This window comes from Serratia proteamaculans, assembly GCF_949794035.1.
Classification (GTDB): domain Bacteria; phylum Pseudomonadota; class Gammaproteobacteria; order Enterobacterales; family Enterobacteriaceae; genus Serratia; species Serratia proteamaculans.
Genome location: NZ_OX461105.1, coordinates 3,451,208 through 3,473,915, shown reverse-complemented (window position 1 = coordinate 3,473,915; position 22,708 = coordinate 3,451,208). Strand labels below are relative to the sequence as shown.

The window sequence follows — 22,708 nt, the reverse complement described above, 5'->3', positions numbered from 1 at the left end:
CGAGAGTTCATATTTCCGTTACCGCGCTTTGTACAGGCGAGGGTTGCCTCGCCCGGTTTATCGCAGAGCGCGTCACATATGGGAGGAAAAGGGCGTGAATTATTGGGCGCTGGCGCCGATCTCTTTATCCCAGCGGCTGAGCAGTGCCTTGCGTTTTTCTGTCGCGCCGTAGGTTTTAAAGTCGTAATCGATCAGTTTGATGTTCTCGAAGCGTGGCGCATATTCGGAAATCGCCGCGTTGCGATTGGACGGCAACTGGAAGGATTTGGCGTCTTTCATGTGTGACTGGGCATCGGCACTGAGCGCCCAGTCGTACCACACCTTGGCCTGGCTGAGGTTGCGTGCGCCTTTAACGATCGACATCGAGCCAATTTCAAAGCCGGTGCCTTCGCAAGGGGCGACCGCCTTGATCGGGAAGCCATCGACCTGCATCGCGACGGCATCATGCATAAACACGATACCGACGGTGGTTTCACCGCGAGCAGCCGCTTTCACCGGTGCTGAGCCGGATTTGGTGTACTGTGAAATATTGGCGTTGAGCTTTTTCAGGTAGTCGAAGGCCGGCTCTTCACCCATGATTTGCACCAGTGTGGCGAGGGTGTTGTAAGCGGTGCCGGACGAGTTCGGGTTGGCCATCTGGATCTCGCCTTTGTAGGCCGGATCCAGCAGGTCACTCCAGCAGGCCGGAACCTTGAGTTTTTTCTCTGCCAGCAACTTGGTGTTGTACCCCCAGCCCAGCGCCCCGGCGTAGACACCGACGGTGCGGTAGCCGGCACTTTCTGCCTGTTTACGCGCCCAGTCGTGCTGTTGATCAAGCAGCGGGGATTTATAGGGCTGGGTTAACCCTTCGTCGGCGGCCTGCATATGCGGGTCGCCGGTGCCGGCCCACCAAATATCGGTGCGTGGGTTACGGGCTTCGGTACGAATACGTGCATAGGCTTCCCCGGCGGAGAGGCGCACCATACTGACTTTGATATCCGGGTGTTGTTTCTCAAACAGATTGGTCATTTGCTCGCAGACCACGACGTCGGCGGAGCAGATCATATTCAGTTTCCCGGCTGCGTGAGCAGGCAGGGCAGAGAGTGCAGAGCCGGCGGCGAGGACCGCCATCAGAGTAACGCGATGCATGGTGTTCTCCTTGGTTGTGTAGGGTGGCGATACGTTGTCGCCTATTCTTTTTGCACGTGTGTGCAAATAACTAGAGGATATAAATTGCGCTGTCAATCGCGCAGTGAAACAATTCAACCTACTCGTCACAAAAATGAAACATTTTTACCGACAAAAATTTGCACAGCTTTGCAAAGTGCGGCAAACTTTTCTCAGAATGCGAAACGGATGGATGTGAAGATGGCGATGGACAAGGCGATGATCAGTGCGAAAGACGTAGCGGAGTTGGCCGGGGTTTCCCGCTCGGCGGTTTCGCGGACTTATACGCCCGGTGCCAGCGTGTCGGCGGCCACCCGCGAAAGGGTGATGCGGGCGGCTGAAGAACTGGGTTATCACGTGAATCACTTGGCGCGGGGATTGGTGCGTAACCGCAGCGGCATTGTCTGCCTGGTCGTTTCGGAACTGGCGACCCCCTATCGAGCCAGCCTGGTCCGCTTGCTGACCCAGCATTTGCAGGATGCGGGCAAGATCGCCATGTTGATTAACACCGATCGCTCCGATGACAGCGTCTCCCAGGCGTTGCAGCAGGCGATCAACTTCCGTGCCGATGCTTCCTTTGTGCTTTCCGGCATGCCGGACAGCGCCATTGCCCGTCTGTGCCATAAACACGGCCAGCGGCTGGTGCTGATCAACCGTAATGACACCTTGCCCGGCTCACTCAGTATCCGGCTGGATAACGAAGAGGCGGCCGGCAGGGTGGTGATGGCGTTTGCCCGAGCGGGCTGCCAACGCATCGCTTTTGCCAACTCATTGGCCGGGACGCCCAGCCTGATGGCGCGTGAACGCGGTTTTCTGCAGGCGGCGGAAGAGGCGGGGCTGCAGGTAAGCGTCGAGCGCTTTGGCACGACGTCGTATGAGAGCGGTCAGATCCTGGCGCACCGGCTGTTGACCCGTCGCGAGCGCCCCGATGCGGTGTTCTGCGTCACGGATTTATTGGCCTGTGGCTTTATGGACGAGGCGCGTCACCGCTTTGGACTGCGTATTCCAGAAGATCTTTGCGTGGCGGGCTACGACGATATTCCCCAGGCGGCCTGGTCCTCTTACAACCTCACCACCTTTACCCAGCCGGTGGCGTTATTTGCTCAGGATTCGGTTGCCTGGCTGATGGCGGAAGAGAAGAAAGAGGAGAGTATGATGCCGGCGCTGGGCCACGAGATGCCGGGTGAAACCCGGCTGTACCATGCCGATTTTGTCTGGCGCGAGACCATCCGGGGAGGATGACCCATAGCAAAAGACCCGCCTAAGTTTCCTTAAGCGGGTCTTTCGAATTTGGCTCCTCTGACTGGACTCGAACCAGTGACATACGGATTAACAGTCCGCCGTTCTACCGACTGAACTACAGAGGAATTGTCTGAACGGGGCGCATCATATCCAGCCACCCAGAATGTGTCAACGCTAAAATCGCCGATTCGGTGCGACTGCTCAGCATATGAGCAATGCGGGTCGGCTTATGGCAATTCTGCGCCATCTTCGGCCTGCAACCGCTGCAAGCGTGCCAGCGGATCCTGTTTATAGAAGCGGCAGAAATGCTGGTACAGCAGTGGGAAACGGTTGGCCAGCAGCTCGGGCGCACTGAAAAAATACTCCGACAGTACCGCAAAACATTCGGCCGGATCGGTGGCGGCGTAGGCGTCCATGCTGGCGGCCTCTTCGCCGACCATGTCGATCTCATCCTGCAGGTTTTCCATCGCGGCATGTAGGTCATGTTCCCAGGCAGCGATATCGCGCAGCGGAATCGGTGGGATGCCGGTGGCGCTGCCGCCGTTGCGCATATCCAGCTTGTGCACCGCTTCGTGGATCACCAGGTTAAAGCCGGAGAGATCAAAAGAGTCCTGCACATCCTGCCAGTTAAGCACGATAGGCCCCTGTTCCCAGCTTTGACCGGACTGCACCACCGGCCCGGAGTGAACCAGGCCGAAGTCGTCCTGCCATTCGTCCTCCACCACGAACGGCGTAGGGTAGAGCAGGATCTCATTGAAACCGTCGAGGCACTCGGCCCCCAGTTCCAGCACCGGCAAAGCGAACAGCAGGGCAATACGTGCCTGCATTTGTGAGGTCAGCACCAGCCCCTGCAAGGGGACAATGCGTTTTAGTTGTAAAATTTGCCCGGCAACGGCAATCAGCCGCTGTTGTTCCTGCTCATCCAGTGGAGAGAGCAGGGGAATAGCCAGCGCGTCTTGCCACTGGGCAAGCGTTTCCGCCTGCGGTTGATGCGTTTTCCACGGCCATTTAATCATCGCATTGCTCGTTAAGTCGTCACTTGAACATTCGGCAGGAGGCTAACCCTGTAAAAATGCCGCAAAAAGGGGCATGATAGCAAGCACTTGAAGGAGAGATGCCGGAGCGGCTGAACGGACCAGTCTCGAAAACTGGAGTAGGGGCAACTCTACCGGGGGTTCAAATCCCCCTCTCTCCGCCATTATTCAAGCACTTAGCTAAAATTCTTTCAACGATCCCCGTCACACATAGCATCTTCATCCAGACCAGACTCTGGATTAACATTTTTATCTATTCAAACCTTGGGATATTACCTATCGGTTGTTTAACAACAATCCGCGATTGGGATATATTTTAATGTTGCTTATTAAATCGATGAACCAGCGCTAAAGATACCATCAACAATAAAATAGGTGGGGCAAGGGTCGTTAATTGAACGTTGAGAGAAAACAGCAATCCAAGGTTAAGAATTATCTGGTATATGATATACGTAAGCAGCCCAACAATGACACCAATGGCTAAACGGCTACCCAACCCTGGCGCACGTGGAATACTGAAGGTGAATGGGATGGCTAATAAAATCATGGCCAAGACTAAAATTGGTCGGCCTAGTTTTTGCCATAAAGCGATCTGATATTCATTACTGGGTTGTTCTGAATTTTGCAGATAATGAATGTACTGCTTCAGTTGTTTGGTAGAGAAGCTATCAACAGGCATGGTCAGGCCTTTCAGGTTCATCCCGGCAAATAGAGATTGCCAGGGTAAATCATCATAGGTTTGTACGACTTCTTTCTTGTTTTTCCATTGTTTTTGCATGACTTGATGCAAGGTCCACAGTCCGTTATTGGCGGTGGTAGCCTTTTCAGCGTAAACGTAGGATTCAAGGGCGAGGTCGGATTGGTAGCGAAATATCTCAATCCCGACGGGTTGGTTTTGCTTATCCAGGGATTTTACGGTAACAAATTCATTGCCACTTCTGGCCCACAAGGCATTGCCGGAGTCAGCGGTATTATTGGTTTTAGCCAGGGCGGTGTCTTTAAGTTCCTGGGCCTGTTGCTGCATCGGTGAGGCTACCCACTCGTCGAGAGCACCTAATGACAGATTGATAAAAAGGCCGGCATAAAGAGTCACCAAAGCAATTTTGAATATTGAAAAGCCAGCGGTACGCATCGCCGTCAATTCAAGCGTTTTTGACAGTTGTCCAAGTCCGACGATGCCACCCAGCAAGGCGATAAACGGGCCGAGATCAACGAGGCTTCTGGGTAATGTCATTAACACAACTAACAGAGCCTGAGTCCAGTGGTATCCATTGGGAGTGACGTCCTCTAGCTCGTTGATCAGATTAAAGGTGGTAAATAATGGAATTAACAATCCGGCAGCGGCTGCAAATCCGATAAAGAGATTACGGATCAAATAACGACTGAAGATATTCATCGAAATGGTTTCCGTAGCAGTGAGAAATCACGTGCAATTAGAATTAACAGGCCAATGGACATTAATAGCGGGACTAACCAGACACCTGGAGTAATGGGAAGAGTACCGTTAGCCACCAACGTACGGCAGATATTCCCACCATAAAAAATAGCGGTAAATAAGAGCGTGAGGGGGAGCAGTGTTGTATAGCGACCCTGGCGAGGTTTTATGCGGCTTAATGGAATCGCCAATAACACCATCAGTAGGGTGCTGATACCACGACTTTCCCGCCATTGTAATTCCGCCCTGTCCGCAGGGTCAGTGGAGCGTGATAACGCTGCCAATGATGCTGATTTCCGCTTGACTTCTATGCTTTCAATAAAAGGTTTAAGCGATATTTTTAAATTATTATAATTCTGCATGTTATCATCTGTGCCTTGGCGATCTAACACATAGGCGGTTCCGGATTTTAGCATCACGGAGGGGCTTGAAGGTGAAGGGTCTATAACTTCAACCGAATGAGCCCGATATAAACTGGTGTTGTTGGTCGAGCGTGAATAAATCAATGCGTCTGTAAGATGATTTGACGTTGGGTCAATACGAGAGGCGAGGATCATTCTGCCGCTGCCATTAACGTTAAACTTATTCGCCTGCAGATGACTCACGTCCAGCACGGATTGTGACTGTTGTTCCAACTGATAAATATTGGCGTAAGCCCAGGGCCTGCCGTACAGAGAAAGAAGTGTTACTAACAGGGCCAGAGGAATGGCAAGTACCAATACCGCTTTGTATAGCCGCCACGGGCTGGCGCCAGAGGCGTGAATGGCGGTTATTTCAGAATCGCTGTAGAGCTGGCCCAGCGCAACCGCGACGGCAACATAAAGGCCTACTGGTAGAAGCATCTCCAATGCAATCAATATCTTATAACAAACGACATCAAATACGATTTGCAGAGCCAATGTCCCATTGGCAGCTTCTGTGAGATACCGTTGGGCTGAGTAGCTGGCAAACATAAAGATGAGAAAACCCACGATGATCATCACTAATCGGCGGATTTCAACCATGATATAGCGCTCAATCAAAGCCATAAGCTAGTTATATCCCTTAATATCAAACGCATGTTTGCTGAGAAAAGGCCCGCTTCCAGCACGTTTTTCTTCATGATTTATCATTGGCAATCAGCTTTCGCAGCAGGGCGATCACCTGATTAACCTCATCCGGGGTCAGAGCTCCATCTTTTGCCCATTGGACGCGTCCTGCTTTATCCAGTACTACAATTGTTGAACTTTCTTCTGGCAGCTTCCAGGCGTTATGGACCAGCCCATGACTATCGACAATGAATTGTGCCCAGGGATAATGCCTTTTGTTTTTCTCAATTTTACTGCGCACGAAGAAGCCCGAGCCCGGAATTGCATCGTCAGTATTGACGATAGTGGTCGGCTGAAAACGGTCGTTCGGAAAATTCGCTTCCTTGACGGCGGTAATCAGCATCGAGTTTTTCTTCTTGGCAGAGGTGCGGCCGGCGATGCACTGGATGACGCGAACTTTTCCTGTCAGTTCTGAACTACCCCATTTCTTATAGCGAAAATTGTCATTTTCAAGCAGTAACTCTCCGCGATCGGCTATGACTACCGGTGCGACAGGTTCACCCTGAACAAAATTATGCGCTGATGTGACCAGTGGGAACAGCAGCAGCGAAATTGTCAGTAATCTACATAACGTCATGAAAATAACCATAATGTATAGAAATTGTGGCTGCAGAGGAGGGTGGTAATCTCCCATTGCGGCTAAAGTTGCATAGGATATCGCTCGAGAAGTAACTCCAGACGTTGGCGAATATCGACATCCAGCATCGTTGGCTCATCATAGGATTTCCCACCGGCCAGTTTATCCGCCACCATCACATCATGCCGATCTCCCATTAACCCATTAATAGCGGCCAAAAATCTGGAAATCTGACGGGCTTCCCGGTTGCTGGGATCTATAGATCTCAGCGTGTCGTAAAATGAGACTTGTTGGCTAATAATTTTCCGCACATCGTGGAACTGCTTTCCAGTGAGCTGTGGATCAGCAATTAGCCTCTGAAGTTCGCGCATTTGCTCCTGGCGATACGCAATAAAATTGCTCTCGGTTTCTAAGTGAATATGACGCAAAGCATAATTCACCAGCGACCAAATCGGCTTGCTGAGGAGGATCCGGAGAATATTACCGTAGAGTTTAAGGTTCTCTTTATTGCCGTTGCGAAAAGCATCCTGAAAATGCCCAAGAACTACGGTTGTTAAGTGAAAAAGATGACTGGAATTATGCTGCTTGCTGTAAAGGCGCTGAGCAAAGCGTAAATGTTTATAACGCGCACGAATATACTTATAGCGCATACGCGTTGCCGCAGATAATTCTACATCTTTAAGAAAATCATTGACTAAGCGTAATAGCTCCTGTCGGGTGAAACCGTCCTGCCAAAACTGCAGACACAAGGCATAATTATCCTGAATGCTCTCATAGGAACATTGCAAGTCAATATGCTGAGGTAAATGGATATCCGCCTCAACGATGTCATCTGTCTCTACCGCAGTAAACAGTAATTGGATCGTTTCTGTTGAGAATTTTTTCCTGTTGCTGCTATTAGTCATTGATTACTCTCTCTGGATACATTGAATCCCAGTAAATAGCGATTACGGTAAGCACTTATAGTCGGAATTAGCGTCAACAAAACGTCTAGACATTGGCCTGCCAAATAAGCGAATGCCGCGCCTTGCACACCAAAGATATGAGACATGACGATTAAGAGCCCAATGTATGAGACTGCGGCGATGGTTTGCACTATCAAGAAAGCCCGCTGTTTACCTGCCATAAACAATAGGGACTCCTGAGGAAAGCCCAGCATGGACACGATAATGGCACCCAGCATGATTTGGATTAAATCATAGGCTTGCAAGTACTGGTAACCGAAAACAACTGAAATTAATGGCTTACCAACGACGATCACCAGAAGGGCCACGGCGAGGCCAATACCTCCGGCTAACAATGCCGATCGGAGGCCCAGTAGCCAGGGTTTTGTCGTGCGAGGATCCAGGCGCATGATCTCAGGATAGAAGCTCTTTTCCAGCAACTTGGCCGGGGTGCCTGTGGCATCAAAGAAGGTCATTGCAATTTTGAACAACCCAGCCGCTGCCGGACCCAAAACGACGCCAACTAAAACGGTACTGCACGAGTTACGCGTAGCCCAAATCGTATGTGCAAAATTGGTTGTCCATACGAAATTCCAGGCGCCCTCAATGCGGCGTGCGGTCTTAAATAGCCGTGGTTTCAGCGCATTATGAATATCCCTGCGGCGTAATTCACGCGCGGCAAACCACCAAAACAGGGTTCCTCCGATTAAGTTGGAGGCATACCATGTGATGATAAAACCCGGAAATCCCAGGTCAAAATAATAAGACAGGACACTTCCGATCGCCTGCAAAAAGGGTTTTATAGCCTGCTGAACGGCAATCAGATCGAAGCGGTCAAACGCCCGCAAAATCCCCGTAGGGGTTGACGACGTCATGGACGGGATTAATGTGCAGTAAAGAATGGCGAGCCAAAAACTTTCCTCATCCAAGCCTAAGGCGTGAGAGAGGAAGGGGAGTAATAACATACCGCCAAGCACGGCAATGGTTCCGCTCGCGATATCCAGACCGAATGAAAATGAAATGACGTCACGAAAGCGTTGAATGTTTTGGCGTTCTAATGCGGGAGTGCCAAATTGAACAACGAATTGCCATGTCTGAAACTTGATAAAATCACTGATCGCTTTTGTATAAGCCTGAATGATTACAAGTACACCAAACATTTCGGGCGACATGCCTTTACCGGCACAAGAAAGCGCAAGTAACCCAAGCAATGCACTAGCCACACTGCCGGAGCCTAAATAGGCGGCGTTACGTAAGATGGAGCGAAAAGCACCATCGGAAAACCAATGCTTCATAGTCAAACCAGCCATACTAACCACATGTACCCACTCTGACTTGAGAATGAGTAATATTGTTGGGATCCCGGCATATAAGAGTGATTTCGCTAGCCGAGAGTGGAATGGGTACGCGATGGAAGCATTGAAACTGAAGTTATCGCATTCAGTGCTTTTTCCAGTACTTCATCGTAGGGGGCTTTGGCATCCAACTCGATAATTCTGGAGCCATTATACTCTAGCCGAACCATGGCTGAAATTTTGTCCTTCAGTTCTTCATAACTGTGGTCGGGTTTACGTGAAAAGGCGGTATCGACATCAATATCAAGACGAATGATAAGTTCGGGGCGGCATAAAGCCATCCGCTGATACAGTCGTCGTTCACGAGCCGCTAAACGAGTCATTAGCCAGCCCTTTGCGCGCTCCACACCAATGCCCGGTCCGTCATAGTAAAAACCGGAAATTTCTGCCTGTGGAAAACGATCGCTGATCACCAATACCCCACTCTGTGCCAGACGCTGTACTTTGCGTAAATTGGCCGCGCGCCACAATGAAAAACCGTACATAATCAATGCCGCCCAGAGTGCCGGTGGTTTATTGCTCATGCGCTGAGTCTTGTCAGATTTGGCGGCCAGGCGCCGTTCAAGCCATACGCCAATGAAAGGCAGGCGCTTAATTTTATCGCCATCCTCCCCGGAGATAAGCCCTAAATAACGACGCTGGGTTGTCCGGTATTTTTGCAGATTTTTGACCAAATCGGCGGTAAGCGTGGACTTTCCAGTGCCGTCGCTGCCTACCACCGCAATAAGGCCGGTAATGCATGCAGATGAGGGATCGTTTTGTGTATTTGATTTATTTTTTTGCATTTTTTTCAGCATGAAAAGGTCATCAAAAGACTAAACCTCTGACGTCGTCAGTGAGGTTCGAATTGCACGCAGTGACTCATCGAGAATTTTACTCGCCGGCTCGCGCCCATCTAAATCCAGTATCTTTGCGCCATTAAACGTAAGGTGAGGGATGACGGCAATCTTTTCACGCAGAGCCGAAAGCTTATGATCGGGTTTACGTGAGTACGCGGTTTTTTCATCAATATCGAGACGAATCAATAAGAAAGGTGGATAAGACGCCATCCACTGATACAGCTTTTGCTCATGTTTTCTCAACCTTTGTACCCAACGATTACCGCCAACCGTTTTTGCAAGTTGCGGACCATCGAAACGAAAACCCGCCACTTCCGCTTGTGGGTAACGATCCGTCACCAGCAATTGCCCCTTGCGACTTTTCGCCAACATTCTGCGAAACTTATAAACTCGCCAATATGACAATAAAAAGATCACCAGCGCCGTTACATTGCCAGGAGGTGTTGAAGGGTGCTCATGAACACGATCAGACTTCGCCAGTAAATAACGACCAAAGGGTGCACCAATAATGGGCAAGCCGCTGATCCATTCTCCTATACGTCCCGAAGACTGGCCGAGATAAAGTAATTCCGTCGGCTCTTGCGCTGATAGATGATTGACCAGACTGGCAGCCAAAGTCGATTTTCCTGAACCATCACAACCCGTTATTGCTATTACGCGCACAGGGGGATGATTAGCAATGGATATTGTCTGTTGACTCACAGTAATGGGTCCAATACAAAGAAACCATTGTATTGTAATCAGTCTTGGGTTCAAGGTATTTATTGTGCTCTATCTCGATAATTATCAAATTTATTTTTGCCGTTAATTACATTTCACCATGGCAGTCTTGTTTTTTTGTGCTAATTGTTACCGAGATTTACCCTATGGCTCTTATTGCTAATGAGATATCACAGTGACGGGGGAAGGAACGAGTGTTTCATTATTTTCTTAATATTTTGTGTGAAATCTCATTGGATTAAGGATGTTTATTTCTTGTCGGGCTGGTCACGGCTTTAAGCGACTTTTTTCTTGCGAAATGGTACATTTTATCAGGTGTCTTAAAAGCGAGTCTTATTATGAATTCAAAATTACCGCCGCTGATTGCGGTTATTGGCAGTGATGGCTCTGGTAAGTCTACTGTCTGTGAATCTCTTATCGTTCATGTAAAAAAATACGGCCCGGCAGTAAGGGTTCATCTGGGCAAGCAGGCAGGAAATGTCGGACGTGCTGTCTCACAATTCCCACTCATGGGGAGTTTTTTTGGCAAGGCCATTGAACGTAATACAAAAAAAGTCAAATCCACCAAGGCCAGGCTTGGTTTATTGCCGGCACTGGTCATTATCACTTTCGTTTTACGTCGATTGATACGTTTTCGCCGAATGTTGGCTTTTCGTCGGCAAGGGCTCATCGTATTAACCGACCGTTTCCCACAGGTGCAAATCCCTGGCGGATATGATGGCACCGTATTTCCCGTAAATGTAAAAGGCAGCCGCTTTGTCAAATGGTTGGCGGGACGTGAGCGCGCAGCTTTCCAATGGATGGCAGATCATAAACCGGACTTGGTCATAAAGTTAAATGTTGATATTGATGTCGCTTGTGCGCGTAAGCCTGATCATCAGAAAGAGTCATTGGAAAAAAAGGTTGCCTTGACACCGCTACTCACTTTTGAAGCCGCGGAAATTGCAAATATTGATGCTAATAAGTCGCTTGATGAAGTGTTATCTGACGCTGAAAAAGCCATTGATGAATTTATGGAAGCGCATGGATATCGCTATGCTGTCGAAAATGATTCAGTCGTAACCTACTAATTATCACCGGCCTTTCTGCCAGACAATTAAGAAAGGCCGGTATAATCTGTAATACCAAGAGAAGGGCATCGTCTCTTTGAATATTAACCATGACTCTCTCATGGGCAATATGAAGGCAATTACTTTTTCAGTGCGGCAAAAGCCTGAATGATCGTATCAATCTCTTCTTCACTGTGTGCAGCATTAACGCTGCAACGCAGAAGCGTCATTCCTGACGGCGCTGCCGGTGGTAATACCAGATTGACATAAACACCCTTTGCGATCAGGTCGCGCCAGAAACGCAGGCCATCTTCTTTCGAACCAATCATGACCGGAACGACCGGGCTGATACGCGGGCCCAGCTCATAGCCCAGCGTGGCAAGACCCTGATAAAGCCGATGCGCGTTGCTCCAGAGTTTTTCCCGCAGTTCAGGATGCTGTGCGATCTTTTTCAAAGATGAGCGCACCGAAGCGATACTTGATGGTGAAGGTGAGGCGGTAAAAATATAGGGGCGACTGCTGTAGCGCAGCACCTCCATTGCCTTGCTGCCGACGGCAAAGCCACCGATAGAGGCCAGGCTTTTACTGAATGTGCCCAGAACAATATCAACATCTTGCTCAACACCCAGCGCTTCTGCAAGACCGCGTCCGTTAGCCCCCATCACGCCAAATGAGTGAGCTTCGTCTACCAACAGATAACCGCCAAGACGCCGTTTGATGTCGACGATTTCGACCAGCGGAGCAACGTCACCCAGCATGCTGTAAATGCCTTCAACGATTATGATTGCCTCTCGAGCACGCTCGCCGAGGCGCACCATACGGCGCTCCAGATCTTTCGCATCATTGTGGCGGAAACGAATGATTTCAGCACCGCCCAAGGCACAGGCATCATAAATACTCGCGTGGCTGTCTGCGTCTATCAGCACCACTGAGCCAGGGCCCGCTAACGTGCTGATTACCCCGAGGTTTGCGGTATACCCAGTGGGAAATACAATGGCGGTAGGGCGGTCAAAGAAAGCAGTCAGTTCTTGCTCTAACATTAAGTGAGCACTGTAGCTACCATTCGCCATGCGCGAACCCGTTGTACCGGTGCCCTGGGCGGCTAACGCAGCCTGCCCATCGGCAATCGCCTGCGCATCGAAAGTCAGGCCAAGGTAGTTATTTGTCCCTGCCAGGACAATTTTCTGGTTACCAATCCGTCCTTCGGTCGCGGAGTAAATCTCGTCAATGCAGGTACCAAAGGGATTTAGGCCAGAAGTCTGGAATTGCTCACGATCGTTGGCAAGCCGTGAAAATTTATCATACAGGCCCATTCGTTGCCTCCAGGCGAGGGAGTAGTGCGTTCAGCAACTGCTCTGGCGTTCTGACATCAAGTAATATATTGATAGGAATAGAAATATCCAATTCATCTTCTAACATCATCAGCAGATCCAGGACCCTGATGGACTCCAGGCCAAGATCATTGACGAGATCACTATCAGGTTTGATTTCTAATCCGCCTTCGACGAGACCTTGTAAGCAAGTAAGAATATAATCCATTACAGCGTCGCGATTTAGCATAAGAACTTTGGCAAACCTCTAATTAAGATAATTAAAATAGACCTTCACGCAGCGCGCGCTCCAAACTGACCTTGGGAAACCAATTAATACTCTCGGATAAGCGATGATTGCTCGCAGACCAGTCCGGATAGGTTAATTCACGTATTTTGTTGTGCGTCAGCATGGGTTCTTTCTTTGCCAAACGGCTCAACAAAATGCTGATGTCTGCCATGATATTCAGCAGAGGCAGCGGGATCCCCAGTAGCCGTACGGGGCCATTACGCACCGCGGCACCTATTTCCCGTAAGCGCCGCCAGCTATAACCACCGGCTATCCCATCGCATAATTCATAAGTCTGCGCCTGGGGACGTTCGGTTAATAACCATTGACTCACTGCTTCAGCTAAATCGCTCACATGCAGGAAAGTCAGCTTGGCTTCCGGCGAACCCAACCGGGGGAGGACGCCGCGTAGCAGCCAGCTAAATATCGGTTTAAGCTCTTTATCACCGGGCCCGTAAACTGCGGTCGGACGAAAAATGCCCAGTGAAATGTCCGTGGCCATGGTCATTAACCGTTGTTCGGCAATATGTTTTGAATTCGCGTACCAAGACAGCTCAGGATGGCGGGCAGCAAGGGAAGAGATAAACAAGAAACGCTTACAACTGCCACTTTGTCTCGCCGCCTGCATCAGGTGCAGGCTGCCGCTAACGTTGCAATGGGTAAAGGTTTCTTCGGTCTGCCCACGGACCTGTCCCGCACAGTGAACCACAAATTCCGCGTTACTAACCAACTCGCTGAGAGAGTCTCGATCTTCCAGAGCCCCCTGGATCCAGGTCAGGTTATCGGTCGACGTTTTACCGGTACGCCGGGTTAGGGCCCGCACGGTAAAACCCTGCGAAAGCAGGTTCTGCACGACGTGTTGGCCAATAAAACCCGTGGCGCCAGTAATGGCAACGGTGCCGATCATTGCGCAAAACCTGCCAACTGATGCATCGGCGGACAGATTGATGCGCTTAGCCAACGCTTCTTGGCTTCGGCGCGGGCCGGTTTCCCCGAAGATGTACGAGGAATGCTATGGGGTGGCAGCAGTTCAATATCCACCGCAATGCCGAATTCGCTTTGTATGCGTGCGCTCAGCGTATGGACGATTTGTTCCCGCCGCTCTTCCGCACTGACCCGGCACTGGATTTGCAGAATAATTCTGGCGCCGTCAGCGTGCTCTTCCGTGACGAAGGCAATGGCATCACCTGAGCGGATTTCAGGCTCGGATTCCGCGACATATTCAATATCCTGAGGCCAAATATTACGGCCCCGAATAATGATCAGATCCTTCTTGCGGCCGGTGACGTAAAGATACCCATCCAGCAAATACCCCAGGTCACCGGTATCCATCCAACCCGTCGCCTGAATTTTTTGCTGCGATGCATCATCACGAAAATATCCATTCATCAGGCTGGGGCCGGAGATAAAAATACGGCCGACCTGCCGCTCTGGCTGGGGGAGCCCGGTTTCATTTCTAATTTCGATACGATGGCCTGGAAGCGCCTTGCCGCAATTGACAAACGTTGATGTGGCACGCGTTTTTTTGCCCGGAGCTACCGCTTTGCCCTCGTATTCCAAAATCTCGCGGTCGACTGCGTTGATTGGTGCGCCAGAGGCTTCGTCATAAAAACTTACCGCAAGGGTATTCTCGGCCAAACCATAACAGGGCATGAGTGCCTTGCTGTCAAAGTTGAGGTGGCTAAAGTGCTCACCAAACTGATTAAGTAACTCTGCCGGAATAGGCTCCGCCCCCACGCCAGCAACCCGCCAACTGGAAAGATCCAACCCGGTCAGCTCTTTGTTGTGGCTGTAACGTAAGCACAAATCGTAACCAAATGGGGGGGCGACGGACACGGTACCGCGATTTTTGGCAATCAGTTTTAACCATTGCATTGGGCGCATTGCAAAATCTTGCGTGCGCAGATAGTCAACCGACAACTGGGTTGCCACGGGGGTGAGCAGGAAACCGACCAACCCCATATCGTGATAGAAGGGCAACCAGGAGACGCAGCGATCGCCTGCACGTAATTTGATGCCGTCATGACTGATAGCACGCAGGTTAGCCATAACGGCACGTTGGGTAATTATGACTCCGCGCGGAAAGCGAGTGCTGCCCGATGTATATTGGAGATAGGCAATGTCGTCGGATGACGGCGCTTGCAGTTCAATATCCCGCTCAGGTAATGCGTTAAAATCTGCGTTGCTAAGAATATGTGCCGGTGGTGTATCCAGAGCCGCCGAGCTAATCAACGGCACCCATTCTTCACCGCTGATAATGGCTGCAGGTTTACAGCTATTGATCAGACCCTGAAGCTTGATGGTATAGGACTCACGCTGTCCGACCCCCATAGGAATGGCCAGGGGTACGGCAACCAGGCCGGCATATTGGCAGGCAAAGAACGCCTCGACGAAACCCGCACTGGTTTCCGCGATAAGCGCAACGCGATCGCCTTTGTTGAGATTCAGTGATAACAGACGTCGTGCACCCGCTGCCGCCCGCTGTTTCAGCGTACGATATTCCAGTACGGCCACGAGCTGATTACGACGATCGTAAAAATTCATTCCTGTACTGCCCTGCGCTGCATAATCTAAAGCCTCCACCAACGTGGGGAAATCTGCATAACGCATGGGAAGAGAATCAGTTGAGCTTGTTTCAGACATAGACAAATTAGCCATAGATTAAAATCACCAAAAAGACAAAAGACTATTGGCGTGAGAGTTAGCGTTTTACAATGAAAATGCTTTGAATATATCTGTTATTCAATCATTTTCTTTCATTCTACAAATAGCGCATGCGATGGTTAATAACCACCATGTCTACTCTGAACTAAAGATGAGAGATTGGTTGTCGATATTCCATGTCTATTTCACGTGAGGATCATGCCCAGCGAACGGTGGATGTACGGGCTGTTATCATTGGCTCCGGATATCATGGCCCTTTGGTCGACAACCTTCATCCAATGCCTGTCGTCGACACATTTTTGGATGGGAATAATCGCCGGTTTATATGATCTGACCTTGCGCATGGTTATCTCCGTACTTAAACATATCATAAACAGTATCCGGAAGACGTCGAAAAGTGAAAGCCTCATTTAGTCGGAAGGATAGAAAGAGCATTTAATGGTAAAATATGACAATGCTTCCCCAGACTAGAATTAGTAAACTAAAAACGGTAAGTTTTTTCTCGCCAGAAATAGCACTAAATAATAAAAGGAGTGGTTTCCTTAGCGTTTGCACGTCCCTGTCAGGTAGCTCTTTGGATAAAGAACAGCAACAGCCAGGGTAAACTCTGGCCGGGTAACATCTTTTTTGACTTTAGACATTAATTAAATTTTCTTATCTCTTATAGGAATAAGACATCGTCAATAATGGATCCCCGGTCAGAAAATATCACTGGCGTAATAGTGATTTCATTTGATTATGTTATTAAATTTTAAGGTTATTTATGATTCGCATTGAGACTGTCCTGGATAAGCGTGATCTTAAGGTATTTATCGATTTTCCCTCCTCACTCTATCGCAATGATCCTAGCTGGATTACTCCCTTGTATGTAGAGCGTGAAGAGCATCTTTCCAAGAAGAACCCTGGCACTGAACATATAGAATGGCAGGCATGGGTAGCCAAAAAAGAGGGGAAGGTCGTCGGGCGGATAACCGCTCAAATTGATTCCTTACACCGCGAACGCTATGGCGAAGATACCGGCCATTTTGGCATGATCGATGCTATCGATGATCCGGAGGTTTTTAGAGCGTTATTTACTGCAGCGGAAGATTGGTTGAAGTCAAAAGGTGCATTAAAAATCACCGGGCCATTTAGCCTTAATATCAATCAGGAAAGCGGCTTATTGGTTGAAGGATTTGATACTCCGCCGTCAGCCCTGATGACACACGCCAAACCTTACTATGCCACCAATTTAGAGCGCCAGGGATATACACAAGGCATAGATTTATTGGCTTATTGGATGAAACGAACTGACCTGAATTTCTCGCCTTCATTAACCAAAATGATGGCGCAGGCAGGTAAAAAGGTGACCCTTCGCCGCCTCAATCGCAAACGTTTTAACGAGGAAATGCAGGTACTTCGCGAAATTTTTAACTCGGGTTGGCAAGATAACTGGGGCTTTGTCCCCTTTACCGAGCATGAGTTCGCCACCATGGGGGACCAGTTGAAGTTTCTGGTCCCTGACGACATGATTTATATTGCTGAAGTAGATTCAGTCCCTTGTGCCTTCATTGTGGGGCTGCCCAATATCAATGAGGCTATAGCCGATCTGAACGGGCGTTTATTGCCCTTTGGCTGGGCGAAGCTGTTATGGCGTCTGAAAGTGAGTGGCGTACGTACTGCCAGAGTCCCTCTGATGGGGGTTCGCCAAGAGTATCAATTTAGCCGGATAGGGCCGATTATCGCGTTGTTACTTATTGAGGCGTTACGTGACCCTTTTGCGAAGCGCAATATCGATGCATTAGAGATGTCATGGATCCTGGAGTCCAATAGCGGTATGCGTACGATCCTGGAGCGAATTGGGGCAGTGCCTTACAAGCGTTATCGTTTATACGAAAAGCAACTCTAACTCGTCTGATAGAGGGCACTTAAGGTGCGCGCAAGATGATGCAATACGTGCTGTGGTCAGAGGACACCCATGGCCGAAATTCCTTTTTTGTCGTTTGTGACTCAACGTTGCCGGATTAACCCTGTTACCAGGGTGATTGTTTTATTTTATTAATCATTTAACCAATAACTACCGGTGCGTTATTTATTGGTTTTATAAATCACCCTGATTTTTATAAGAGTAAATGCATGTCATTTGAAAAGAAAAAAGGAATAAGACGCTTAACCAGTAGCATAAAAAACTCATTGGACGGTTTTGTTGATGCCGTTATCACAGAGGACGCTTTTCGTCAGTTACTCATTATTAACTTAATTTTACTGATAGTTACATTTCTTATAGATATTACAAAAATGGAAAGGCTGTTATTGATTTCAAGTTGCTTCCTTTTACTGGTTGTTGAGTTGCTCAACACTGCGATTGAGAGCGTCGTCGATCGCATTTCTCTGGATATACATCCCTTATCGAAGCGAGCCAAGGATTTAGGCGGTGCGGCACAGTTGGTCACGGTTATTATGACAATAGCCCTTTGGCTAGTCGTGTTATTTTGATCACCAATCGCACCGTGCGCCGATATTCCCTGCGCAACATGCAAGAATTTGAAAGACCGTACCAACAACGAAAAGTGTTCTTTGCCGTTGATTTGAATTGCTATCCAAGACGCCCGTTATCCGTCGGCTTGCAGTATTTCATCGCTCGCCTAAGCTGATGTTAACCATCTTTTATTTAAGGGTAATCGCTATGCTTAGGGTGTTAGGTACTTCAGTTTGGGGCGCTATGGCCCTGGTCTTTCTCGTGGGTTGCCAGCAAACGGCGCATAAGCCACCACCGGCACTGCAAGCGCAGCTGGATCAGCTTTCTACCCTGTTGGCGGGCAGCCATTTCCTGCGGCAAAACTGTGGTCGTGCGGATATTCCAGATGATGTCAAACTGCAACGCACCGCGATGCGCGTGGCAGAGCATCGCGGCTGGGATACAAAGGCGGCGGGCTATCAGCAGTTGCCGGCACTGGCTCAGGCACGCTACCTGGCCGTGTTGGAGGATCGTCAGTTGCTGACGGACAAATGTGCCGTGATGAACAATCGCACCGCAAACTTTATTGCCGCAGCCAAGTCCGATCAGGAAGACTACATGGAGTAGTCTATGCCTGGCTGAGGTGGGCGCTGCATACAGCTCTGCCCCAGCCATTTTCCTAATCCGCAGCGCATTGGCAAAAAATTCTTTGCAGGATAAGCATCTGTCACTCATTATTTGAAATGTTGTTTCACTTTTATCCCATGAGCCGATCTTGAACTTATATGCTGCCCTGCGTCAGCGTGTGGAAAACACGCCCTGGTACCCCAAACGCAAAAGCTACCGCGTCCTGTTTTGGCGTGAGATCACACCGCTGGCGGTGCCGATTTTTATGGAGAACGCCTGCGTCCTGCTGATGGGGGTGCTGAGTACTTTTCTGGTGAGCTGGATTGGCAAGGAGGCGATGGCCGGAGTGGGGCTGGCAGACAGCTTCAACATGGTGATTATCTCTTTCTTTGCCGCGGTGGATCTGGGCACCACGGTGGTGGTGGCCTTCAGCCTCGGCAAGCGGGATCGCAAAAGAGCCCGTTCGGCGGCCCGTCAGTCGCTGGTGTTGATGACGCTGGTGGCTCTGGTGCTGGCTGTGGGCATCCATTTGGCGGGCGAGCAGATTATTAATGTGATTGCCGGTGCCGCCACGCCGGAGGTGAAGGCGCTGGCGCTTTCTTACCTGCAAACCACGGTCTGGAGCTACCCGGCGGCAGCCATTGCACTGATTGGCAGTGGGGCGCTGCGCGGTGCCGGGAATACCAAAATCCCGCTGTTGATCAACGGCGGCATGAATATCCTGAATATCATCATCAGCAGCATCCTGATTTACGGCATGTTGGGCTGGCATGGCCTGGGCTTTGTCGGGGCTGGACTGGGGCTGACCATTTCCCGCTATATCGGTGCGATAGCGATTATTTATGTGCTGATGATCGGCTTTAACCCGGCGTTGCACATCACGCTGAAAAGTTATTTTAGCCCGTTAAAGCTGACGATCCTGTGGGAAGTGCTGGGGATCGGCATTCCCGCCAGCATCGAGTCGGTGTTGTTCAACGGCGGTAAATTGCTGACGCAAATGTTTGTCGCCGGCATGGGCACCAACGTTATCGCCGGCAATTTTATCGCTTTCTCTATTGCCTCCTTGATTAACCTGCCGGGCAACGCCCTGGGGTCGGCGTCGACCATTATTGTCGGCAAACGTCTGGGGAAAGGGCAGATAGCCCAGGCGGAAAGGCAGTTGCGTCATATCTTCTGGTTGGCGACCATTGGCCTGACGGCGCTCGCCTGGGGTACCGCACCGCTGGCTGGGGTGTTCGCCTCATTTTATAGCCAGCAAGATGACGTGAAGGAAGTGGTGAAGGTGCTGGTCTGGCTCAACGCCGCCTTTATGCCCATTTGGGCCGCCTCATGGGTGCTGCCCGCCGGTTTGAAAGGCGCGCGTGACGCCCGGTTCGCCATGTGGGTGTCGATGCTGGGTATGTGGGGCTGCCGCGTGGTGGCCGGCTATACGCTGGGTATCCTGCTGGGAATGGGCGTGGTCGGCGTCTGGCTGGGCATGTTTATGGATTGGGCGGTGCGCGGTGCGTTGTTCTACTGGCGAATGGTCAGCGGGCGCTGGCTGTGGAAGTACCCGCGGATAAAATCGAAAGTCGCTGAGGAAAAGGATCGGGTGAAGTGATCATTCCGCGTCCACCGGCGTTAGCGGGCAGTTCTCCTGCCGCCATTTGGCCGGTGAGATACCGTGGACCTGCTTGAAGGCTTTGGAAAAGTGCAGCTGGTTTTCATAACCGACCGAAATTCCCACCACTTTGATCGCCGTCTGGCTGTTGCGTAACAGACTGGTGGCGAGCGTCATGCGGAAGTTAAGCAAATATTCCTTTGGCCCAATACCGTATGCCCCTTTGAACAAGCGGCACAGATAACTGCGGTTGATATTGCAGTAGGCGGCCAGGCGCGCAATGGTCAGCTGTTCGTGGTAGCGGTTTTCAATCAGTTTGACCGCTTTGTGCAGATGCTGCGCCTTGTCACTGGGGTGTTCGTCGCTGCCCTGTAATCTATGGTCGATCAGCGCCGAAAAAAACAGGTAGCTCAGGCCGAGCGTTTTCAGGCGGTGTTCATCGTCATGAGTGACCAGTCGCCGCAGGTAGCGCAGGGCCTGGGGCGTCTCATCCGAGGGGCGGGCGCGATAAATCGGGAACTGGCGACTCAGGTGGCACTCTTCGAAAAGCTTGCCGGCCATCAGCCCGTCGACTTCCAGCCACATGTAATGCCAGGGATCTTTTTTATCGGCGCAATAGGTGGTCACGTCGTGCGGGTGGATCAAAAAACCTTCTCCGGCCACCACCGGAAATGCACCGTATTCGCTGTGCAGCACCCCGGTGCCGCTTATCACATAATGAAATAAATAGTGCTGGCGTACGGCGGGGCCAAAGCTATGCCCTTTGTCACAGTTCTCCTCACCATATTGGTACAGGTTTAGCTCAATATTGTCGGTGCGGTTTAGGGTAAAACTCTTGTGCATCAGTTATTGTCCTGGTTTTCTTACCCACTGTAGCAGTGTAGTTGCCGTATAAGGGTTGGGGTACCACCAAATCCAGACCTGGCTCACAGTTTTTGCGCTGCGTCATTTTTCGCCATAATGAGGTCACATTCATCCATATCTCGCTTCGGCATTGCAGGGTAATTTCAGCCTATCGAAAACCAGTGCAGCGGAGAAATACGATGATTAAAGTAACTTTTATGGGCGCGGGCAGCACCATCTTCGCCAAGAACGTCCTCGGCGATATCATGGCGACCCCGGCATTGAAAGAAGTGGATATCGCGCTGTACGACATAGACAGCGCCCGTCTCAACGAATCTTTCGCCATGCTGAGCAATATCAACCGCAATATTAACGCCGGCAGGGCGAAAATCACCCCTTATCTCGGGGTGGAAAATCGCCGCACGGCATTGAAAAATGCCAATTATGTGGTGAATGCCATCCAGGTCGGCGGTTACGATCCTTGCACCATCACAGATTTCACCATTGCCAAAAAGTACGGCCTGCAACAGACCATTGCCGATACTCTGGGGATAGGCGGGATCTTCCGCGCACTGCGCACCCTGCCGGTGATGTTTGATTTCGCCCGGGATATTGAAGCGGTATGCCCGGATGCCTGGCTGCTGAACTACACCAACCCGATGGCAGCTTTAACCGGCGGCATGCTGCGTCATACCGGCGTGAAAACCGTGGGGTTATGTCACAGCGTTCAGGTCTGCGCGGAGACGCTGCTGAAAAGCGTGGATATGCCTACCGATGACGTGCAGTTCCATATCGCGGGCATCAACCATATGGCCTGGCTGCTGGATGTTCGCCGTCATGGCGAGGATCTGTACCCGGAAATCAAGCGCCGCGCCAACGCGCTGCAGGGCAAGCATGATGATATGGTGCGCCATGAAATCATGAAAACCTTTGGCTATTACGTCACTGAGTCTTCCGAGCATAATGCCGAGTACATGCCTTACTGGATTAAGCGCAATTATCCGGAATTGATTGAGCGCTTCAATATTCCACTGGATGAGTATCCGCGCCGCTGCATTGAACAGATCGACCAATGGCAACAGCGCAAGCTGGCGTTGACGAATGACGCTAACCTGACGCATACCCGTACGCACGAGTATGCGTCCTATATTATCGAAGCGATGGAAACCGATCGCCCGTACAAGATTGGCGGCAATGTGCTCAATACCGGTTTAATTACCAACTTGCCTGCCGAGGCCTGTGTCGAAGTGCCTTGCCTGGTGGATGGGCAGGGGATCTCGCCATGCTATGTCGGGCATTTACCGGAGCAACTGGCTGCGCTCAACCGCACCAATATCAATACCCAACTGCTGACGATTGAAGCAGCGGTAACCCATAAACGTGAGGCCATATACCACGCGGCGCTGTTGGATCCGCATACGTCTGCCGAGCTTTCGATTGATGATATTCGCAAGCTTTGCGATGAACTGATTGAGGCTCACGGTAACTGGCTTCCCGCCTACCGTTGAT

22 protein-coding genes and 2 tRNA genes are annotated in these 22,708 nt (G+C 50.4%); 8 read left to right on the top strand and 16 right to left on the bottom strand.

What is annotated here, in order from left to right; genetic code table 11:
* Window positions 1-99 precede the first annotated feature (99 nt).
* Entirely contained in the window at window positions 100-1,128 is a 1,029-nt protein-coding gene (locus QOT07_RS16235; protein WP_085117452.1) for an ABC transporter substrate-binding protein, read from the bottom strand.
* A gap of 207 nt (window positions 1,129-1,335) precedes the next feature.
* Between QOT07_RS16235 and QOT07_RS16230 the strand changes: the two genes are divergently transcribed.
* Window positions 1,336-2,388, top strand: a complete 1,053-nt coding sequence (locus QOT07_RS16230; protein ID WP_413501813.1) for a LacI family DNA-binding transcriptional regulator — start codon at window positions 1,336-1,338, stop codon at window positions 2,386-2,388.
* A gap of 49 nt (window positions 2,389-2,437) precedes the next feature.
* Here QOT07_RS16230 and QOT07_RS16225 read toward each other — a convergent pair.
* Window positions 2,438-2,513: transfer RNA gene (locus tag QOT07_RS16225), tRNA-Asn, on the bottom strand.
* Between the two features lie 102 nt (window positions 2,514-2,615).
* On the bottom strand, window positions 2,616-3,404 hold the full coding sequence (gene mtfA, locus QOT07_RS16220; RefSeq protein ID WP_219016626.1) for a DgsA anti-repressor MtfA: 789 nt from the start codon (window positions 3,402-3,404) through the stop codon (window positions 2,616-2,618).
* A 92-nt stretch (window positions 3,405-3,496) separates the two neighbouring features.
* Here mtfA and QOT07_RS16215 point away from each other — a divergent pair.
* Window positions 3,497-3,586, top strand: a tRNA-Ser gene (locus tag QOT07_RS16215).
* 152 nt (window positions 3,587-3,738) lie between these two features.
* Here the strand turns inward: QOT07_RS16215 and lptG are convergent.
* The 7 genes from lptG to QOT07_RS16180 form a co-directional block, all read right to left on the bottom strand.
* Window positions 3,739-4,818 (bottom strand): LPS export ABC transporter permease LptG, encoded by a 1,080-nt coding sequence (gene lptG / locus QOT07_RS16210; protein WP_283603555.1) that lies wholly within the window; start codon window positions 4,816-4,818, stop codon window positions 3,739-3,741.
* Window positions 4,815-5,885 carry an LPS export ABC transporter permease LptF gene (lptF, locus tag QOT07_RS16205; RefSeq protein ID WP_283603554.1) on the bottom strand — a complete coding sequence of 357 codons (1,071 nt, stop codon included), beginning with the start codon at window positions 5,883-5,885 and terminating at the stop codon, window positions 4,815-4,817. The genes lptG and lptF overlap by 4 nt, the downstream gene beginning before the upstream one ends.
* Window positions 5,886-5,955: 70 nt before the next feature.
* A complete protein-coding gene (locus QOT07_RS16200; protein WP_283603552.1) occupies window positions 5,956-6,522 on the bottom strand; it encodes a YtfJ family protein in 567 nt (188 codons plus the stop codon).
* 62 nt (window positions 6,523-6,584) lie between these two features.
* Window positions 6,585-7,427 (bottom strand): hypothetical protein, encoded by an 843-nt coding sequence (locus QOT07_RS16195; RefSeq protein ID WP_283603551.1) that lies wholly within the window; start codon window positions 7,425-7,427, stop codon window positions 6,585-6,587.
* Window positions 7,424-8,761: a lipopolysaccharide biosynthesis protein gene (locus tag QOT07_RS16190; RefSeq protein WP_099064777.1), complete on the bottom strand. Its 1,338-nt coding sequence runs from the start codon at window positions 8,759-8,761 to the stop codon at window positions 7,424-7,426. Before QOT07_RS16190 ends, QOT07_RS16195 begins: the two co-directional genes overlap by 4 nt.
* 89 nt (window positions 8,762-8,850) lie before the next feature.
* A complete protein-coding gene (locus tag QOT07_RS16185; protein WP_207978487.1) occupies window positions 8,851-9,606 on the bottom strand; it encodes a nucleoside/nucleotide kinase family protein in 756 nt (251 codons plus the stop codon).
* A gap of 30 nt (window positions 9,607-9,636) precedes the next feature.
* A complete protein-coding gene (locus tag QOT07_RS16180; RefSeq protein WP_112349511.1) occupies window positions 9,637-10,362 on the bottom strand; it encodes a nucleoside/nucleotide kinase family protein in 726 nt (241 codons plus the stop codon).
* A gap of 356 nt (window positions 10,363-10,718) precedes the next feature.
* Between QOT07_RS16180 and QOT07_RS16175 the strand changes: the two genes are divergently transcribed.
* Window positions 10,719-11,450 (top strand): dTMP kinase, encoded by a 732-nt coding sequence (locus tag QOT07_RS16175; RefSeq protein WP_283603550.1) that lies wholly within the window; start codon window positions 10,719-10,721, stop codon window positions 11,448-11,450.
* Between the two features lie 119 nt (window positions 11,451-11,569).
* Here the strand turns inward: QOT07_RS16175 and spt are convergent, their stop codons facing one another.
* From spt to QOT07_RS16150, 5 genes are all read right to left on the bottom strand, one after another.
* A complete protein-coding gene (gene spt / locus QOT07_RS16170) occupies window positions 11,570-12,742 on the bottom strand; it encodes a serine palmitoyltransferase (RefSeq protein WP_099064774.1) in 1,173 nt (390 codons plus the stop codon).
* Window positions 12,729-12,989 carry an acyl carrier protein gene (locus QOT07_RS16165; protein WP_099064773.1) on the bottom strand — a complete coding sequence of 87 codons (261 nt, stop codon included), beginning with the start codon at window positions 12,987-12,989 and terminating at the stop codon, window positions 12,729-12,731. The genes spt and QOT07_RS16165 overlap by 14 nt, the downstream gene beginning before the upstream one ends.
* Window positions 12,990-13,020: 31 nt before the next feature.
* The gene (locus QOT07_RS16160) at window positions 13,021-13,935 is read right to left on the bottom strand and encodes an NAD-dependent epimerase/dehydratase family protein (RefSeq protein ID WP_283603549.1); all 915 of its coding nucleotides are present in this window, start codon (window positions 13,933-13,935) and stop codon (window positions 13,021-13,023) included.
* On the bottom strand, window positions 13,932-15,671 hold the full coding sequence (locus QOT07_RS16155) for a fatty acyl-AMP ligase (protein ID WP_283603548.1): 1,740 nt from the start codon (window positions 15,669-15,671) through the stop codon (window positions 13,932-13,934). The genes QOT07_RS16160 and QOT07_RS16155 overlap by 4 nt, the downstream gene beginning before the upstream one ends.
* 206 nt (window positions 15,672-15,877) lie before the next feature.
* On the bottom strand, window positions 15,878-16,036 hold the full coding sequence (locus QOT07_RS16150; protein WP_261426265.1) for a hypothetical protein: 159 nt from the start codon (window positions 16,034-16,036) through the stop codon (window positions 15,878-15,880).
* 419 nt (window positions 16,037-16,455) lie between these two features.
* Here QOT07_RS16150 and QOT07_RS16145 point away from each other — a divergent pair, with 419 nt between their 5' ends.
* From QOT07_RS16145 to QOT07_RS16130, 4 genes are all read left to right on the top strand, one after another.
* Entirely contained in the window at window positions 16,456-17,580 is a 1,125-nt protein-coding gene (locus QOT07_RS16145) for an N-acetyltransferase (RefSeq protein ID WP_283603547.1), read from the top strand.
* A gap of 227 nt (window positions 17,581-17,807) precedes the next feature.
* The gene (locus tag QOT07_RS16140) at window positions 17,808-18,167 is read left to right on the top strand and encodes a diacylglycerol kinase (RefSeq protein ID WP_262260204.1); all 360 of its coding nucleotides are present in this window, start codon (window positions 17,808-17,810) and stop codon (window positions 18,165-18,167) included.
* Window positions 18,168-18,357: 190 nt separating this feature from the next.
* Window positions 18,358-18,756, top strand: coding sequence for a type II secretion system pilot lipoprotein GspS (gspS, locus tag QOT07_RS16135; protein WP_283603546.1), 399 nt, complete (start codon window positions 18,358-18,360; stop codon window positions 18,754-18,756).
* A gap of 148 nt (window positions 18,757-18,904) precedes the next feature.
* Window positions 18,905-20,356, top strand: coding sequence for an EmmdR/YeeO family multidrug/toxin efflux MATE transporter (locus QOT07_RS16130; RefSeq protein ID WP_219016618.1), 1,452 nt, complete (start codon window positions 18,905-18,907; stop codon window positions 20,354-20,356).
* Here the strand turns inward: QOT07_RS16130 and QOT07_RS16125 are convergent, their stop codons facing one another.
* Window positions 20,357-21,199: an AraC family transcriptional regulator gene (locus QOT07_RS16125; RefSeq protein WP_283603545.1), complete on the bottom strand. Its 843-nt coding sequence runs from the start codon at window positions 21,197-21,199 to the stop codon at window positions 20,357-20,359.
* 200 nt (window positions 21,200-21,399) lie between these two features.
* On the opposite strand from QOT07_RS16125, the gene melA reads away from it, so the two are divergent.
* Window positions 21,400-22,707: an alpha-glucosidase/alpha-galactosidase gene (gene melA, locus QOT07_RS16120; protein WP_112349521.1), complete on the top strand. Its 1,308-nt coding sequence runs from the start codon at window positions 21,400-21,402 to the stop codon at window positions 22,705-22,707.
* The last annotated feature ends 1 nt before the right edge of the window (window position 22,708 follow it).